Below are 17,011 nucleotides of genomic sequence, written 5' to 3' on the forward strand. Positions count from 1 at the left end.
CCGGCGGGAAACGATCCGGCCGACGAGATGCTGGAGGGAATTGAGGGTGTCGCCCTTCCGGCCGATCAGCAACCCGTCGACGCCGGCAGTCTCGACGTTGACGTACGTCGCGTCGTCCCTGGTCTCGGCGAAGAGACGGAAGTGCACGTCGAGACAGTCCATGATCGCCCTGACGATCTCGTCGACGACCTCCTCGACGCCCTTCGCGCTCTTCTTCCTCGTCACCCTGATCCTCGCGTCGCGCGAGCCGAATATATTGAGCACGCCCTTCTGGCCGGCGTCGAGGATCTCTATCTCCACCTCGTCGATGCGCGCGCCCATCTCGGCCAGCGCCTTCTCGAGGGCCTTCTCCACGGTCTTGCCGGCCGCCTCGACGCGACCCTGACCTCCGATGTCCTTCCGCGTGGAATCCATATCTCCACTCCCGTTCCGGTTATTTTGACGGTTTGCCGGCCGCCGCCGTCCCGCCGGCGGCCGCCATGTCCTCTGCCTCGATCTGCCGGTGCACGTACCAGGTCTGCGCGATCGTGAGGATATTGTTGACGAGCCAGTACAGCACGAGCCCGGAGGGCATGCTGTAGAAGACGAAGGTGAAGACGATCGGCATCATCGTCGTCATCATCTTCGTCTGGGCCTGGGGCACGCCGTCGCCCGTCGACGACCCGCCGAGCTTCGACTGTACGTACATCGCGCCGCCCATCAGCAGCGGCAGCAGATGGAATTCGCTGCCGATGAAGGGCAGCTTCGCGCCGAACTCGAAGAGGACGTCCGGCGACGCGAGATCGTTGATCCAGGAGACGAAGGGGGCGCCGCGGAGCTCGATCGTGTTCCGCAGCACGTTGTACAGGGCGATGAAGACCGGCATCTGCAGGAGGAGCGGCAGGCAGCCGCCGAGCGGATTCACGCCCGCCTCCTTGTAGAGCTTCATCATCTCCTGGTTCATCTTCTCCTTGTCGCCCTTGTACTTCTCCTGCAGCTCCTTGATTTTCGGCTGCAGCCGCTGCATGTCCTTCATCGACTTGGTGCTCTTGTGGGTGAGCCGGTAGAAGATGACCTTCGTGAGCACCGAGAGGATGATGATGATCAGTCCGTAGTTGGGGATGAAGCGGCTCATGAAGGTCATCAGCCGCAGCACCCAGACGGAGAGGAACCGCATCCAGCCGAGGTCGATCGTCCGCTCGAGCCCGATGCCGTACGCGCCGAGCAGATCCATGTCGAGGGGCCCGAGATAGATAGTGTAATCGTCCTCGACGAGCCGCGGATCGCCGCGGAAGGAATAGGAGATCTCCCATCCGATGAAGTCGGTCTCCTTGTCGCCGACGAGGGCGAGGCTGCCGGAGCGCTTCTGCCCGGGGATGGCCGCGGACAGGAAGTACTTGTTCCGCGCGCCGCCCCAGACGACCATCCCCTCGTGCTCGCGCCGCCCGGTCTTTCCGAACCCGCCGAGGGATTCCTTGTAGTTCTCGTCGCCGACGCGCCCGAGGGACGCGGACTGCCGCCGGTCCCACTTGATGTCCTTCTCGGTGAACGCGAGCCCGCAGCCCCACGACAAAACGTACGCGTCCGTGCCGGAGAGCGCGCCCTCGCGCCGGACGGCCACCTCGAGGCCCACCTCGTATCCGCCGCCGCCGAAGCGGAGCGTCTTCCGGACGAAGTCGCCGTCGGCCGCCTCGAGGAGGAACCCGACGCGCACCCCGTCGCCGCTCGCGACGTATTCCCGCCCGTCCTCGGCCGGCCGGCCGTCGACCTCCGCCATGAACACGAGGCCGGACAGGATCTCGTTCCGGTCGTCTTCGACGAGCGAGACGGCGAGGCCACCCTGCCGTCCCTCGCGGACCAGCTCGACGGGACCGCCGCCGACCCCCTCGAATCCGAGCAGCTCGACCGATGCGATCTCCCCGCCGCGGCTCGTGAGCCTGACCCGCATCGTTTCGGTGACGATCGTGAAGGTGATCGGCGTCTCGCCGCCCGCCTCGAAGACGGCCGCACCGATCGCGGCCGCGCCCGGCGTCGTCTTTCCGTTTGCCGCGGTCCGCGCCCCGCCGTCCGCCTCCTCCGCCGTCGTCGCCGCGGCGTCCCCGGTCTCGCGCGCTTCTCCGGCGGAAAGCGAATCGGCGGCCAGCCGCTCGAGCTCGATTGCCCGCCGCTGCCGAAGCGCCTCCTCCTGCTGCGGCTTGACGATGAGCATCTGCCAACCGAGCAGAACGATGATGGTCATGACGATCGCGATCAGCGAACGCTTGTCCATGTCACTTCCCTTCAAATCGATTGGGGCGAGTCGGCTCGGGTCAGCGCACCGGGTCGTATCCGCCCCGGGAGAACGGGTGACATCTCAGTACGCGGCGGAGCGCAAGCCAGGAACCCCTTGGAAGGCCGTGCCGCGCGATGGCGGCCTCGGCGTAGGCCGAACAGGTCGGGGTGAACCTGCACGCAGGTGGATGATAGGGTGAGATAGCTGTTCTGTATATCCTCACGGCCGCGAGGCCGGCTGCCGTCAGCATCCGTGATATCATCCGCATCCCGTCAAGATCCCGGCTCTCCCGAGAGAGCTCTCCACATCTGCTATCAGTTCCTGAAATGTCGTCTCGGCCGGGCGGAATTCGGCGATGAAGACGATCCACGCATGCTCGAGGCCCACGCGGGGCCGGAGCCGCCGGTATATCTCGCGCATCCACCGCTTCGCCCGGTTGCGCCGGCACGCCTTGCCGACGTTCTTCTTGCTCGCAACGAACCCCGGAACGATACCCCCCTCTTCCCTCGGCAGGAAACGGACGGTGATCCGCCGTCCGCGCGCCCTGCCGCCGTCGCGGTACACGGTGCGGAACTGGTGCGTATGTTTGAGGGTGTCCAGGGTCATATCCATGCCGTTTCGATATCGGACTTCAGACGGACAGACGTTTTCTGCCCTTCGCTCTCCTCCTTTTCAGCACGAGGCGTCCGTTCTTGGTCCGCATGCGCAAACGGAATCCATGCGTCCGTTTCCGTCGCGTGTTGTGGGGCTGATATGTGCGCTTCATCTTCGAATCTCCCCGTGGTCCAGAATCCAGAATGACATAGAGTTAGTACACTCGTCCCCCATGTAAACATACCACGATAGGCACACCCCCCCCGGATGTCAAGAATTTTCTCCCTCGTCGGCCGAACGGCTTGCCCGGCCGATCGTTTGCGCCCTCTCCGGCGGAGGCGCGGGTGCGCCCCCGTGACACGCCCCGACCGGACCCGGATCCCCGGCCCTCCGAATGCTCGACGCGGCAACGGGTTTTCGACATTCTGCACGGCCCCGAAAAAATGCCCTTGATGCGCCCGGGGCGCTGTGATACATTTCCGGCCGCGGGATGAGGGGGATGATTCCCCGACAAGAGCATGACCACGCGACAGGACACCTTCTCTGCAATCGAGATTCGCATATTGTGGAAAACGCTCTTCGCGTCTGTTGAATAGCCCGCCCAAACGGTTGTAACCATAAAAGTTTCGGGGTTATCCACAATTGTGGAGAATCTCCGGTTTTTTCAGGAATGATTATTTCCCGGGGGATATCTCTCCCCGGTTCCGGGTGCCATGACAGACGAACGTCATCGCGTGAGCGGGGAGCCGGCATCGATGCAGGGACTCGGCCATCTCTGGGAAACGATCCTCGACCGCCTCAAGGGGCTCGTCAATCCGCAGAGCTTCCAGACCTGGTTCGTGCCGACCCGTCTCGTCAGCGTCGAGAACGCCCGCCTCGTCATCGAGGGGCCGAACCCCTTCTTCATCGACTGGCTCGCCGAGCACCACCGCGAGAAAATCGCCCTGGCCGCCTCCGAGACCCTCGGCGAGGAGATGTCGGTCGAGTTCGTCGCCTCGCCGACCCCGCCCCGCGTGACACGCCCCGCGGAGAATCCGCGCCGCGCGATGATCGAGCGGCGCGACCTGCCGAACCGCGTCCAGCTGAACGGCAGGTATACCTTCGGCGAGTTCGTCGTCGGCGGGGGCAACCGCCTCACGCACGCCGCCGCCATGGCGGTCGCCGACCGCCCCGCCCGGGTCTACAACCCGTTCTTCATCTACGGCGGCGTCGGTCTCGGCAAGACGCATCTCATCCAGGCGATCGCCCACCACATCCTCGAGAACCGGCCCGAGACGAGCATCGCGTACGTCTCGACCGAGAGCTTCATGAACGAGCTCATCCACGCGATCCGCAAGGGCTCGACGCTCGAGTTCAAGCAGCGGTACCGGAACGTCGACGTCCTTCTCGTCGACGACATCCAGTTCCTCGCCGGCAAGGAGAGCACGCAGGAGGAGTTCTTCTTCACCTTCAACGCGCTCCACGAGGCGAACAAGCAGATCGTCGTCACGAGCGACCGCCCGCCGAAGGAGATCCCCTCGCTCCAGGAGCGTCTCATCTCCCGTTTCGAGTGGGGCCTCATCACCGACATCCAGCCTCCCGACCTCGAGATGCGCATCGCGATCCTCAGGAAGAAGGTCGCGAAGGAGCGCATCGAGGTTCCCGACGACGTGCTTCAGACGATCGCCGAGAACGTGAAGAACAATATCCGCGAGCTCGAGGGTTCGCTGATCCGCGTTCTCGCCTGCGCATCCCTGACGTGCCGCGAGATCTCGGTCGACATGGCGACCGAGCTCCTTCATTCGATCGGTTCACGGCCGGCCCGCCGGCGCATCACCCCCTCGATGATCCAGAAGGCCGTCTCCCAGCACTTCGACGTGCCGATCGAATCGCTGAAGGCGCGGACGAGGATCGCCCGCGTCGTTCTCGCCCGCCAGACGGCGATGCATCTCTGCCGCGAGCTCACCGACCTCTCGCTCGTGCAGATCGGCGGCAAGTTCGGCGGCCGCGACCACAGCACCGTCCTCCACGCGATCAAGAAGATCGACGCGCTTCTCGAGGGCGACAGCGAGATGCGCGCCTCGATCAAACGTATCCACGACGACATCACGTGACCATCTTCCCCGCAGGCGCGCCGTTCCATCCCTCCGTCCACATTCTCCACATCGCCGATGTCGACACGCCGTCGAAAAGCGACGGCCTCGGTCTTCTCGTGGACAATCCGTCGGTATTCGACACGATCCCCAACATCCCCCGGGGGCGAACCCGTCCCGTCCCGACACCCCGGGGCGCCCTTTCTCCACATGTCAACACCCCCCGCTACTGCTTCTCTTTTCTCTCTTTCCATACAAGGAAGAAGCAATAAGAAACGTGCGCGCACGGGCCCGTTCCGGGGTGCGCGTTTCCCCTTGCACCCCCGTGGTGTTTCCCGTATGATTCACTCTCTCGAATGCGAACGATACATGACGGACACGCACTCGGCGGAGTACCCGGCAGGAGGTGGCGGCGTGAAGATTGTTGTCCCCTTGGGAGAGTTGACCAGGAAGCTGAACGCGATATCGTCGGTCGTACCGGCGAAGACGACGATGCCGGTCCTGTCGACGGTGTTGGTCGACGCGGGCGATGACGGGATCCGGTTCTCTGCGACGGACCTCGACATATCGGTCACCTCGAGGGTATCCGGCACGGTCGAGGAGGCGGGGAGAATCGCCGCGCCGGCGAAGAAGCTCGCCGAGATCGTCAAGTCCCTCACGGGAGACGTCGTGACCCTCAGCGTGTCCGGGGGCAAACTCACGGTCACATGCGGACGCAGCCGCTTCGTCGTCAACGGGCGGAACGCGGACGACTTTCCCAAGTTGCCCCAGCAGGAGAGCGCGGCGTATTTCTCGATCGATCCCTCGCTTCTCAACCGGCTCGTCCTGAAGACGATCCATGCCGTCTCCAGCGACCTGACGAGACCGGCGCTCTGCGGCGTGCTGTGGGACGTCGACCGGCAGGGCATCACGATGGTGTCGACCGACGGCCACCGGCTTTCCCGCGTGACACTGAAGCTCGACCTCGGGAAGATCGAGAAGCAGAACGTCATCGTGCCGCCGAAGGCCCTGACGACCCTTCGGTCCTACTCCGAGGGAGAGGAGCAGATCACCGTGAGGATCGGCGAGAACAGCATCTCCTTCGAGATGGAGGAGAGCTCGATCTACTCCCGTCTCCTCGAGGGACCGTTTCCGAGCTACGAGAAGGTCATCCCGACGAAGAACGACAAGGAGCTCGTCGTCGACCGCGAGAAGCTCGGGGCGGCGACGAGGCGCGTGTCGATCCTCTCCGACGCGCTCACGCACCAGGTCGTCTTCGCCATCGACAAGGACCGGGTGAAGCTCCACGTCACGACGCAGGAACTCGGCGAGGCGACCGAGGAGATCGACGCGAACTACGGCGGCGAGGCGATGGAGATCGGGTACAACGCCTCGTATATCCAGGACATCCTGAAGACGATAAACTCCGATGACGTGATCTTCAAACTCGACCGTCCGGACAACGCGGGCATCATCGAGCCCGCGTCGCCGGAAGAGAACGTCGAACAGCTTTGCATCGTCATGCCGCTGCGTATCAGTTGACGGGCCGGTGAGCGGGAGTGAGGATCGGCGGGCTGGCGCTGGAGAACTTCAGGAACGTCGAGCGGGCCGAGCTCGAATTCTCCGACACGTTCAATCTCTTCACCGGCGACAACGCCCAGGGGAAGACCAATCTCGTCGAGGCGATCCATCTCTTCTCCCTCGGCCGTTCCTTCCGGACCCGCCGCCCCTCGGAGATGATCCGCTTCGGCGAGGAATTCTTCCGCCTCGAGATGACGGGGCGGAGCGACGGCGGTGTTTCCTTCCGGCTGGGACTCGGGCTCGAGCGGGGGGGCGCGCTCCGCGCCACGGTGAACGGGAAACAACTCGGGCAGCTCTCGGGGATGATCGGACTCGTTCCGTCCGTGGTGTTCACGCCGGACGATGTGTCGCTCGCCGCCGGGCCGCCCGCCGACCGGCGCCTCTACCTCGATTTCACCGGCGTCCAGGTATCGCCGCCCTTCCTGGGCGACCTCTCCGATTTCCGGCGGACCCTTCGCCATCGCAACGCCCTTTTGAGGGACGTCGCGGCGGGGACGGGGCGGGCGGACGCGATCGAGACGTGGAACGAGACCTTCGCGGCGACGGGTGCGGCGGTCGCCAGGGGCAGGAGGGAGGTCGCCCGGGGGATCGAGGAAATCGCGCGGGAACTGTTCGCGGAGTTCCTGCCTGGCGGCGAGCTCGGCGTCGAGTACCGCTGTCCCTGGGATCCCGGCGGAGACGGCGGCGCGGCGGCCCTCGCGGACGCGCTCGCCAGGTGCTCGGAAACCGAACGCCGCCGGGGGGTCTCGCTCGCAGGCCCGCAGTACGACGATCTCTCCGTCACCGTCGACGGCAGGGATCTCCGGAGGTACGGATCGCAGGGACGCCGCCGGCTCGCGGCGATCGTCCTCAAGCTCGCGCAGGCGTCGCTGATCATGTCGCGCCGCGGCGAGCGGCCGGTCGTTTTGCTGGACGACATCTTCTCGGAGCTCGACCGCGGGACGATCGGGCGGGCGAGGGCGCTTTTGACCGACCGGTGGCAGAGTTTCATCACGACTCCGCGGGAAGAGGATTTCCCGCGGGAAACGGGCGGGGGCTCGCGATTCGTCGTCGAGGCGGGCTGCATCGCCGGCGCTTTCCCGGCGGACGGTGCCCGGACGGTCCGGGGAGGGTGAATTTGCTTGGATTTCAAGGGGCGAAAACGTAACATCCGGGTATCCGCGCGCCGCGGGAGACGGTCCGGCGGGAAGGAGGGGCGGCCGGCGGGCCGGGTGGGGGATATCCTCCCGGCCGTGCTGCGCAGGCTCGGTCTCGACCGGAAGATGGAGGAGGGCCGGCTCCGGCGGGAGTGGCCCGGCGTGGTCGGCGACGCGCTGGCCGGGAGGAGCAGACCCCGCTTCGTCAAGGGGGGCCAGCTCTTCATCGCGGTCGACAACAACGTCTGGATGCAGGAGATCAGATTCCATCAGCGGGAGATCGTCGAACGGGTCGGCCGCCTGTTCCCCGACCTCGACGTCCGCGGCATCCGGCTGACGCTCGAGAAAGAAGAGGACGAGTGATGACACAGGAGTATACCGCCAAGGGTATCCAGGTGCTCAAGGGGCTCGAGGCCGTGCGCAAGCGGCCCGCGATGTACATCGGAAGCACCGATATCCACGGGCTCCATCACATGATATACGAGGTCGTCGACAACAGCATCGACGAGGTGATGGCGGGCGTCTGCAGCACGATCGACATCACGATCAACCGGGACGGCTCCGTCTCGGTGACCGACGACGGGCGCGGTATCCCCGTCGACATGCACCCGACGCAGAAGAAGCCCGCCGTCGAGGTCGTCATGACGACGCTGCACGCCGGGGGGAAGTTCGACCACGACAGCTACAAGGTCTCCGGCGGCCTCCACGGCGTCGGCGTCTCCGTGGTCAACGCGCTGGCCGCCTGGCTCGAGGTGGACATCCGCCGCGACGGGTATTCGCACACGCAGCGCTACGAGAAGGGCGTTCCGACGACGCCGCTCACGAAGTCGCCGCTCAAGGGCAAGGAGAAGAAGCAGACCGGCACGACGGTCACCTTCCTGCCGAACCCGGACATATTCACGACCATGGAATACAGCTTCGACACCCTGTCGCAGCGCTTCCGCGAGCTCGCCTTCCTCAACAAGGGCGCGGCGATCAACTTCACCGACGAGCGCACGGGGAAACGCCACGAGTTCAACTACTCGGGCGGCATCGTCTCGTTCGTCACCTTCCTCAACGAGAACCGGGACACGCTCCACAAGAAGCCGATCTACATCCAGGACAACCGCGACGACTACGAGATCGAGATCGCGATGCAGTACAACGACTCCTACTCGGAGAAGATCTTCTGCTTCGCGAACAACATCAACACCGTCGACGGCGGCACGCACCTCGTCGGCTTCAAGGCGGCGCTGACCAGGACGCTGAACACCTACGCGACGAAGAACAACCTCTTCAGGAAGGGCCAGAAGATCACCCTGTCCGGCGACGACGTCCGCGAGGGGCTCACCGCCGTATTGAGCGTCAAGCTTCCCGACCCGCAGTTCGAGGGCCAGACGAAGGCCAAGCTCGGCAACTCCGACATCAAGGGCGTGGTCGAGAGCGTCGTGGGGCAGAAGCTCGCCGAATTCCTCGAGGAGCATCCCCCCGTGGGGCGCAAGATCATCGAGAAGGCGTCGCAGTCGGCGCGCGCCCGCGACGCGGCGCGCAAGGCGCGCGAACTCGTCAGGCGCAAGTCGGCCCTCGAGTCGAGCTCCCTGCCGGGGAAGCTGGCCGACTGCTCCCTCACCGATCCCGAGCACTGCGAGCTCTACCTCGTCGAGGGCGACTCGGCCGGCGGTTCGGCGAAGCAGGGGCGCGACCGGCGTTTCCAGGCGATACTGCCCCTCAGGGGAAAGGTGCTCAACGTCGAGAAGGCGCGGCTCGACAAGATACTCGCGAACGAGGAGATCAAGACGATCATCACCGCGCTCGGCACGGGCATCGGCGACGACTTCGACATCACGAAGGCGCGCTACCGCAAGATCGTCATCATGACCGACGCCGACGTGGACGGCGCCCATATCCGCACGCTGATCCTGACCCTCTTCTTCCGGTACATGCCCGAGCTGGTCAAGGAGGGCTGCGTCTACATCGCCCAGCCGCCACTCTACCTCGTCAGGAAGGGGAAGGCGGCGAACTACGCGTACAACGAGGAAGAGAAGGACCGCTTCGTCAAGGAGTTCGGGGGCTCGAAGGGCGTGTACCTCCAGCGGTACAAGGGCCTCGGCGAAATGAACCCCGACCAGCTCTGGATGACCACGATGGACCCGGAGCGCCGGACGATACTGAAGATCACGCTCGAGGACGCGGTCGAGGCCGACCACATGTTCACCATTCTGATGGGAGACAAGGTCGAGCCGCGCAGGAAATTCATCCAGGACAACGCCCTCGAGGTCAAGAACCTGGACATCTAGCAGAGACGAACACGCCGGGCGGCGGGCCGCGGGTGCGGCCGGCGCCGGGGCGGGACGGGACGGAGGAGGAGACACCCGATGGAGATCAACAGGCAGCGGGTGGTACCGGTCTATATCGAAGACGAGATGAAGAACAGCTACCTGAACTACTCGATGAGCGTCATCGTCTCGCGCGCATTGCCCGACGTCCGCGACGGGCTGAAACCGGTGCACCGGCGCATCCTCCTCGCGATGAACGATCTCAACCTCGCCCACAACCGGCCCTACCGGAAATCGGCGAAGCTCACCGGCGACGTGACGGGCAACTACCACCCCCACGGGACGATGGCCGTCTACGACGCCACGGTGCGTCTCGCGCAGGACTTCTCGCTCCGGTACCCGCTCGTCGACGGACAGGGCAACTTCGGGTCGATCGACGGCGACCCCGCCGCCGCGGAGCGATACACCGAGGTGCGGATGACCTCGCTCGCCGAGGAGCTCCTCCAGGACATCGACAAGGAGACGGTCGAGTTCGTGCCGAACTACGACGAGACGCGCATGCAGGCGGTCGTCCTTCCCGCGAAGGTGCCGAACCTGCTCGTGAACGGGGCGTCGGGGATCGCCGTCGGGATGGCGACCAACATACCGCCGCACAACCTCACCGAGATCATCGACGGGCTGAAGGCCCTTCTCGAAAACCCGGAGATCTCCGTCGACGAGCTGGCCCGGTTCGTCTCGGGCCCCGACTTCCCGACCGGGGGGATCATCTACGGGCGCGAGGGCATCCGCGAGGCCTACCGCACGGGGCGGGGGAAGATCACCGTCCGCGCCCGCGCGAACATCGAGACGCAGAAGAGCGGCAAAACGAGCATCATCATCACGGAGATCCCCTACCAGACGAACAAGGCGTCGATCATCGAGAAGATCGCCGCCCTCGTGCGTTCCGGGAAGATGTCGGGGATCTCGGACATCCGCGACGAATCCGACAAGGAAGGGATGCGCATCGTCATCGAGCTGAAGCGCGACTCCTATCCCAAGGTCGTCATGAACCAGCTCTTCGCGCACACGCAGCTCCAGACGACCTTCGGCGTGAACATGCTCGCCCTCGACCGCCGGATGAAGCCCGAGGTGATGAACATCAAGACGATGATGGCGGCCTTCCTAGAGCACCGCGAGGAGGTCGTCAGGAAGCGCACCGAGTACGATCTCGCGCGGGCGGAGGAACGGGCGCACATCCTCGAGGGGTACAAGATCGCCCTCGACAACATCGACGCCATCGTCGACCTGATCAAGAAGAGCGCGTCGCCGGAAGAGGCCAGGAACGGCCTCATGAGGAAATTCAAGCTCACCGAGGTCCAGGCGCAGGCGATCCTCGACCTCCGGCTCCAGCGGCTCACCGGCCTCGAGCGGAAGAAGATCGAGGACGAGTACCTCTCGCTCATCCAGAAGATCGAGTACTACCGGTCGATCCTCGACAGCCGGACGCGACTGCTCGGCGTCGTCGGCGACGAGCTCGAGGAGATCGGCGCGAAGTACGGCGACGAGCGGCGGACCGAGATCGTCGACGCCGAGGGCGAGCTCAACCTCGAGGATCTCATCGCCGAAGAGGACATGATCATCACGATCACCCACACCGGGTACATCAAGCGGATACCGACCGGGACCTACCGCCGGCAGAAGCGCGGCGGCAAGGGGATCACCGGGCTGGGCATGAAGGACGAGGATTTCGTCGAGCACATCTTCATCGCCTCGACGCATTCCTACATCCTCTTCTTCACCGACCAGGGCAAATGCTACTGGCTCAAGGTCCACGAGATCCCGCAGGGCGGGAGGCTCGCCCGCGGCAAGGCGATCGTCAACCTGCTCGAGATGAGCCGCGAGGAGAACATCTCCGCCTTCATACCGATCCCCGACTTCGGCGCCGACGCCAACCTCATGCTCGCCACGAGGAACGGGCTCGTGAAGAAGACGCACCTGTCCTCCTACGCCAACCCGCGGCGCGGCGGGATCATCGCCATCGTGCTCGGCGACGACGACCGCCTGATCACGGCGAAGCTCACCTCGGGCAACGACGACATCATCCTCGCGAAGCGGCGCGGCAAGGCCATACGGTTCAGGGAGACCGACGTCCGCCAGATGGGGCGGGCGACGAGGGGCGTCAAGGGCGTCACCCTCGACGGCGACGACGAGGTCGTCGCGATGGTCGTCGTGCGGCGGTCGACGGAGATCATCGTCGTCACCGAGAACGGGTACGGCAAGCGGACGCGGATCGGCGATTTCCGCAACATAAAGCGGGGCGGCAAGGGCGTCGTCTGCATTCCCACCGAGGGGCGCAACGGGCACCTCGTCGCCGTGAAGGAAGTCGTCACGACGGACGAGGTGATGATGATCACGCACAACGGCATGATCATCCGCTGCCCCGTGAAGGGGATCTCGCTTCTCGGCAGGCCGGCGAAGGGCGTCAAGCTCATCAACCTGAACGAGGGGGACGTCGTCGTCGACGTCGCGATGATCGCCGGCGAGGAGGAGGACGCGGGGGTCGACGGAAACGACGGCGCAGCGCTCGTCATGGCGGACGGGGAGAACGGCGACGACGGGTCGGAAACCGGCGGGTTCGACGGAATGAACGCGGAGGAAGACGGCGGCGACGACGAACCGGGGTTCGACGCGTCCTGAGTTGCCGGGGGAGAGACGGGATGAGACGTGTCTGCATAGCGACGGCCTTCCTGCTTCTGGCCGCGGCGGCGATGTCCGGGGCCGGCGAACCGGCGCTTCGGGGCGCGGGCCGCGCCCTGGTGGCGATCGGCCCCGACGGGTGCCTCGGCGACGGCGACGGGGGCCTTCGCTGGCCCGGCGCCGGCGGGACGGAGTTCTTCGGCGGCGGCACGGTGCTCGTCCGCTGGGTGGACGGCGGCGGCCGGCGCGTCGAGCTGAGATGCGACGATCTCGTGCCCGTGCCCGGCATCGCGGCTGACGGAACGCTCTGCGAGGGATGCGACCGGGGCAAGCGGTACCCGGATCGCAGGTGCGACGACGACGGGGACGGCCGGATCGACGAGGACCCCCTCGACGGGCAAGACAACGACGGGGACGGCCGAATCGACGAGGATTTCGCGGCGATCGGGCATGACATGGTCGTCGTGCGCGCCCGCGACGAGGCGAGCGGGCTCGTTTTATCGCAGCGCGCCTACTCCTGGTCGTTCGGCCACGTCAGGGACTTCATCGGGTTCACCACGACGATCGAGAATCGCGCCGGCGCCGGACGCGCCGCGCCGGCGGTTGTCGAGCTCGCGCTCGAGATCGACCTTCGCCTGGGCGACGGAGACGATCCGGGACGCGGCATGGACGACCGCGTGCGATACGTCGGCCTTGACGCCGAGGGGGAACCGGCGGAAACCGGGATCCGGATCGTCGCCGTGTCGGACGACGGCGGATTCGCCGCGATCTGCCCCCTCGACGCCGTGGGGCCCGGTGGCCTCCGGATCGGGGCGGCGGCCGTCGCGGCACCGCGGCGCCGGGCGCGCGAGCTGCTCCGCGCCGAGCCGGGATCGAGGCTCGCGCGGGAGCGGGAGCGGGAGACGGTCCGCCTCCTCCGCGCGGACGGCGACCGGTCGCCGACCGGACGGCTCGCCGTCGGCGGGGAGACCGAAACGCGCGATCTCGCCGAAGGCGAAACCACCGTCCTCCTCTCCCTCGACGTCGTCGAGTCGTTTCCCCCCGGAACGTCGGTGACTCTCGAGTGGGCGCTCGTCTTCGGGCGGACGCGCGAGGCGCTGCTCTCCAACGTCGCCCGCGCCGTCGAGACCTACCGGGGAACGGCCGACCGGGAGGGGACGGTGCACCGCTGGATCGTGCCGGCGCGCCGCGCCGGACGCATCGAGATCGAGCCGGGCCTCGCCACGGTCTGGACGCGCGGACAGACGATCCGCGCCGCCGCGCTGACCCTTCCCGCCGCGGTCGAGACGGAGGACGTCGAATGGCTCGGCGTCGACGGCGACCGGACGGTCTCCTGGGAGCGGATCGGCGGCAAGATCCTCGTTCCGATCGACGACGCTCGCGTGGAGGCGGGCAGCCCCTTCACCGTCGACGGGCAGCTCAGCGACGGCACCATCTTCGTCGCCCGCGTCGGCCGGGATCTCCTCGACGACCTCGGAAACAAGGACGCGTCCCCGGACCGGCTGCCGGACGACGCGCTGCGGCTCTGGCCCAACCCCTTCCGCTCCTCTCTGAACATCGATCTCCAGGTGGAGGACCCGCCGGTCGCCACGGGCGTGTCCAGGGGCGCCGGGCGGGGCGCGGGTCTCAGCACGGTCCGGATCTACGATGTGCAGGGGCGGCTCGTCCGCGCGATCCTCGACGAGGAATTCCTCCACCCCGGGGCCTACAGCCGGATGTGGGACGGCCTCGACGAGACGGGGGCCGAGGTCGCGCCCGGCGTCTACTACTGCACCTTCCGCCTCGGCGAACGGTCCCTGACGAAACGGGTGATCCTGCTGCGGTGACCAGGCATCTCTACACGCCCCCTCCCGAAACGCCCGAGGAACGCGCTTTTCTCGTCGGCGTGCGCCTGCCCGGCGCGCAACTCGAGGACGAGAAGGAGAATCTCCGCGAGCTGGCCGCCCTCGCCGCCACCGCCGGGGCGACGGTCGTCGGCCAGACGATCCAGGGACGCACGCGGATCGACGGGTCGACCTACATCGGGGAGGGGAAGGTCGAGGAGATCGCCGGGGAGATCGCGCAACTCGAGGCGAACATCGTGGTCTTCGACGACGACCTCTCGCCCGCCCAGGCGCGGAACATCGAGGAGCGGCTCCAGGTCAACGTCGTCGACCGCACCGAGGTCATCCTCGACATCTTCGCCCGCCGCGCCCGGACGAGGCAGGCGAGGATACAGGTCGAGATCGCCCAGCTCACCTACGCCCTGCCCCGCCTCCGCCGACTGTGGGCCCACCTCTCCCGCCAGGCGGGGGGGATCGGCACCCGCGGCCCCGGCGAGACGCAGCTCGAGGTGGACCGCCGGCGGGTCCGCGAGCGCATCGACGGGCTCGAGCGGAAGCTCGCCCGCATCCGGCGCGGCGTGGAGGAGCGGCGCAAGCGGCGCGGCGACCGGTTCGGCGCCGCGATCGTCGGTTACACGAACGCGGGGAAATCGACGATGCTCAACCGCCTCGCCGGAAGCGACGTCGAGGAGAGCGGCCGGCTCTTCTCCACGCTCGATTCGACGACGAGGCGCGTCGACCTCCCGGGGGGCGGCCCGATCCTCGTGACCGACACGATCGGGTTCATCCGCAAGCTTCCCGCCCACCTCGTGGAGTCCTTCCGCGCCACCCTGCTCGATGTCCGGGAGGCGGACCTGCTCCTACACATCGTCGACGCGTCCGCCCCCCGCTACGAGGAGCGCATCGAGACGGTCGACGGCGTCCTCGGCCGGCTCGGACGCGGCCAGGCCGACGCGCCGACCCTGCTCGTCTTCAACAAGACCGACCTTCTCGACGGGGAGGCGCGCGACGCGCTGGCCAGGCGGCGCCCCGACGCGATCCTCGCCAGCGCCGGGACGGGGGAGGGTGTCGACCAGCTGCTCGACGCGATCGGACGGATCGCGGAGCGCGACCGCGTCGACGCCGAGGTCGTCGTTCCGCACGACGACGGCCGCCGGATCGCTCTCGTCGAACGAACGGCCGTCGAGACGATCGAACGGCGCCTCGACGGCGACCGGCTCCGGTACGTCGTGCGCGTGAGGCGGCGCGACCTCGCCATCCTCGAAAAAGCGGGAGAGGTGCGGCTATTGCCGCTCGGGGGCTGACGCGCCGCCGGTGTAGACGAGCGTTCCATCCTCGATCGAGACCGATCCGTGTCCGTTCGCGAGCATCTCCTTCATCTCCGTCGTCTCGCGACTCGCCGCCTTCAGCTCGTAGCTGCGGTCGAGCTGCGTGATGATGAACCGCGACAGCAAAATGAAGGCGACCGGCACGGCGAGGGGCACGTACCGCCGCCAGCGGTGGATCGCGATGAGCCGTGAGCAGTAGACGGCCCCCGCGGCGATGACCACGTTGAAGCCGACCGAGACGAGATAGAGGTGCCGGATGTTCAGCCAGTCGTTGGGGAACTGGAAGAAGGCGAAGGGAAGGACCATCATGTAGGTCCAGGCGATGAAGAAGCGGATCGTCCGGTTGCCGAAGATGAAGCCGAAGACCGAGTAGGAGACGACCGTCAGCGAGATGAGGATGCGGATCTCGGTGGCGAAGCGGTAGATGAACCTCACGGGGAGCGCGGCCTGCTCGACGAGGTTCGACGTGTGGATCGGGAAGATCATCCTCACGAGATAGTTGATCACGTTCTTCGCCGCGTAGTAGATGTACAGCCACGGTCCCGGGTTCCGCGTGTAGAAGGACGGCCGGTAGCCGAAGACGGAGAGCTTCACGACGAGGGCGGCCGCCGCGACGAGGAGGAGGACGACGAAGGGCCCGTTGACGGTCCGCGTGCCGGCGTCCTTCCGGAAGAAGAAGTTGAACGCGAGGAAGGCGCCGAGGATCGAGAAGCTCGTGCTCTTCGAGAGCATCGACGCGACGAAGAAGACGAACGCGAGGGCGAACCACGGCGTAAACATGCGCCCGCCGGCGTCGATCTCGTTCTTGAAGAAGAAATACATCGTCGAGAGGGTGAAGGCGGTGACGAGAAGATCCTCGAATCCGGAGGCGATCATCACCGTCTTGCCGTAGGAGCCCACCGTGAAGACGAAGAGGAGGGCCGAGAGGAAGGCGACGCCGTCGTCGCGGAGGAGCTTGCGGACCATCAGGAAGACGAGATAGGAATTGAGGGCGTGCAGGATGATGTTGAAGATGAGGTAGCCGCGCGGGGCGAAGAAAAAGCGTTTGAAGAGAAGCGCGTGGATACCGTACACGATCGGTTGGAAGGTCCTGGGCGGCGACGACTCGTAGACGGCCGAGTGGTCGGCGTCGATGCGGAGGCTCTGGTCGAGGAGCAGGAAGTCGGCGCTCTGCCAGAAGCCGTTGTCGAGGGCCAGGCCGAAAAAGAGGAACGCGAGCGCGAGGAACGCGAACGGGGCAAGGATTGTCTTCGCCTTCAAGCGTACCCTCCATGGTCCGGACCTGCGTCGCCCGAGTATAGCAGGTCGGCGCGCGG

The 17,011-nt window shown here is 66.2% G+C and carries 14 protein-coding genes; 8 read left to right on the forward strand and 6 right to left on the reverse strand.

From position 1 onward, the window contains the following. The 5 genes from JW876_01585 to rpmH form a co-directional block, all read right to left on the reverse strand. Positions 1–414 (reverse strand): Jag N-terminal domain-containing protein (locus JW876_01585; GenBank protein ID MBN1884199.1); only part of this gene is annotated, 414 nt, incomplete at its 3' end. 19 nt (positions 415–433) lie between these two features. Beyond that, entirely contained in the window at positions 434–2,248 is a 1,815-nt protein-coding gene (gene yidC, locus JW876_01590) for a membrane protein insertase YidC (GenBank protein MBN1884200.1), read from the reverse strand. 40 nt (positions 2,249–2,288) lie between these two features. After that, on the reverse strand, positions 2,289–2,501 hold the full coding sequence (gene yidD / locus JW876_01595) for a membrane protein insertion efficiency factor YidD (GenBank protein MBN1884201.1): 213 nt from the start codon (positions 2,499–2,501) through the stop codon (positions 2,289–2,291). 8 nt (positions 2,502–2,509) lie between these two features. Beyond that, positions 2,510–2,863 (reverse strand): ribonuclease P protein component, encoded by a 354-nt coding sequence (rnpA, locus tag JW876_01600; GenBank protein ID MBN1884202.1) that lies wholly within the window; start codon positions 2,861–2,863, stop codon positions 2,510–2,512. Positions 2,864–2,882: 19 nt separating this feature from the next. Beyond that, complete coding sequence (gene rpmH / locus JW876_01605; GenBank protein ID MBN1884203.1) at positions 2,883–3,017, reverse strand: 50S ribosomal protein L34; 135 nt, start codon at positions 3,015–3,017, stop codon at positions 2,883–2,885. Between the two features lie 583 nt (positions 3,018–3,600). Between rpmH and dnaA the strand changes: the two genes are divergently transcribed. The 8 genes from dnaA to hflX all read left to right on the forward strand — a co-directional run bounded on the left by dnaA (position 3,601) and on the right by hflX (position 15,671). Continuing rightward, a complete protein-coding gene (dnaA, locus tag JW876_01610; protein ID MBN1884204.1) occupies positions 3,601–4,938 on the forward strand; it encodes a chromosomal replication initiator protein DnaA in 1,338 nt (445 codons plus the stop codon). Between the two features lie 420 nt (positions 4,939–5,358). Beyond that, positions 5,359–6,438 (forward strand): DNA polymerase III subunit beta, encoded by a 1,080-nt coding sequence (dnaN, locus tag JW876_01615; protein ID MBN1884205.1) that lies wholly within the window; start codon positions 5,359–5,361, stop codon positions 6,436–6,438. A gap of 17 nt (positions 6,439–6,455) precedes the next feature. Further along, a complete protein-coding gene (gene recF / locus JW876_01620; protein ID MBN1884206.1) occupies positions 6,456–7,592 on the forward strand; it encodes a DNA replication and repair protein RecF in 1,137 nt (378 codons plus the stop codon). Between the two features lie 96 nt (positions 7,593–7,688). Continuing rightward, on the forward strand, positions 7,689–7,976 hold the full coding sequence (locus JW876_01625; GenBank protein MBN1884207.1) for a DUF721 domain-containing protein: 288 nt from the start codon (positions 7,689–7,691) through the stop codon (positions 7,974–7,976). Next, positions 7,976–9,889 carry a DNA topoisomerase (ATP-hydrolyzing) subunit B gene (gene gyrB, locus JW876_01630; protein MBN1884208.1) on the forward strand — a complete coding sequence of 638 codons (1,914 nt, stop codon included), beginning with the start codon at positions 7,976–7,978 and terminating at the stop codon, positions 9,887–9,889. Before JW876_01625 ends, gyrB begins: the two co-directional genes overlap by 1 nt. A 78-nt stretch (positions 9,890–9,967) precedes the next feature. Continuing rightward, positions 9,968–12,544 (forward strand): DNA gyrase subunit A, encoded by a 2,577-nt coding sequence (gyrA, locus tag JW876_01635; protein MBN1884209.1) that lies wholly within the window; start codon positions 9,968–9,970, stop codon positions 12,542–12,544. Between the two features lie 20 nt (positions 12,545–12,564). Then, the gene (locus JW876_01640; protein MBN1884210.1) at positions 12,565–14,370 is read left to right on the forward strand and encodes a hypothetical protein; all 1,806 of its coding nucleotides are present in this window, start codon (positions 12,565–12,567) and stop codon (positions 14,368–14,370) included. Then, positions 14,367–15,671 carry a GTPase HflX gene (hflX, locus tag JW876_01645; protein MBN1884211.1) on the forward strand — a complete coding sequence of 435 codons (1,305 nt, stop codon included), beginning with the start codon at positions 14,367–14,369 and terminating at the stop codon, positions 15,669–15,671. Before JW876_01640 ends, hflX begins: the two co-directional genes overlap by 4 nt. Here hflX and JW876_01650 read toward each other — a convergent pair. Then, on the reverse strand, positions 15,651–16,955 hold the full coding sequence (locus JW876_01650; GenBank protein MBN1884212.1) for a hypothetical protein: 1,305 nt from the start codon (positions 16,953–16,955) through the stop codon (positions 15,651–15,653). The two genes, hflX and JW876_01650, sit on opposite strands and share 21 nt — an antisense overlap. Positions 16,956–17,011: the final 56 nt, after the last annotated feature.

Source organism: Candidatus Krumholzibacteriota bacterium (assembly GCA_016931295.1).
GTDB lineage: Bacteria > Krumholzibacteriota > Krumholzibacteriia > Krumholzibacteriales > Krumholzibacteriaceae > JAFGEZ01.

Bases quoted from the DNA above. Each gene is read 5' to 3' on its own strand.
- gyrA (MBN1884209.1), top strand. From the start codon at position 9,968: ATGGAGATCAACAGGCAGCGGGTGGTACCGGTCTATATCGAAGACGAG.
- yidD (MBN1884201.1), bottom strand. From the start codon at position 2,501: ATGCTGACGGCAGCCGGCCTCGCGGCCGTGAGGATATACAGAACAGCT.
- rpmH (MBN1884203.1), bottom strand. From the start codon at position 3,017: ATGAAGCGCACATATCAGCCCCACAACACGCGACGGAAACGGACGCAT.
- dnaA (MBN1884204.1), top strand. From the start codon at position 3,601: ATGCAGGGACTCGGCCATCTCTGGGAAACGATCCTCGACCGCCTCAAG.
- gyrB (MBN1884208.1), top strand. From the start codon at position 7,976: ATGACACAGGAGTATACCGCCAAGGGTATCCAGGTGCTCAAGGGGCTC.
- rnpA (MBN1884202.1), bottom strand. From the start codon at position 2,863: ATGGATATGACCCTGGACACCCTCAAACATACGCACCAGTTCCGCACC.
- JW876_01640 (MBN1884210.1), top strand. From the start codon at position 12,565: ATGAGACGTGTCTGCATAGCGACGGCCTTCCTGCTTCTGGCCGCGGCG.
- yidC (MBN1884200.1), bottom strand. From the start codon at position 2,248: ATGGACAAGCGTTCGCTGATCGCGATCGTCATGACCATCATCGTTCTG.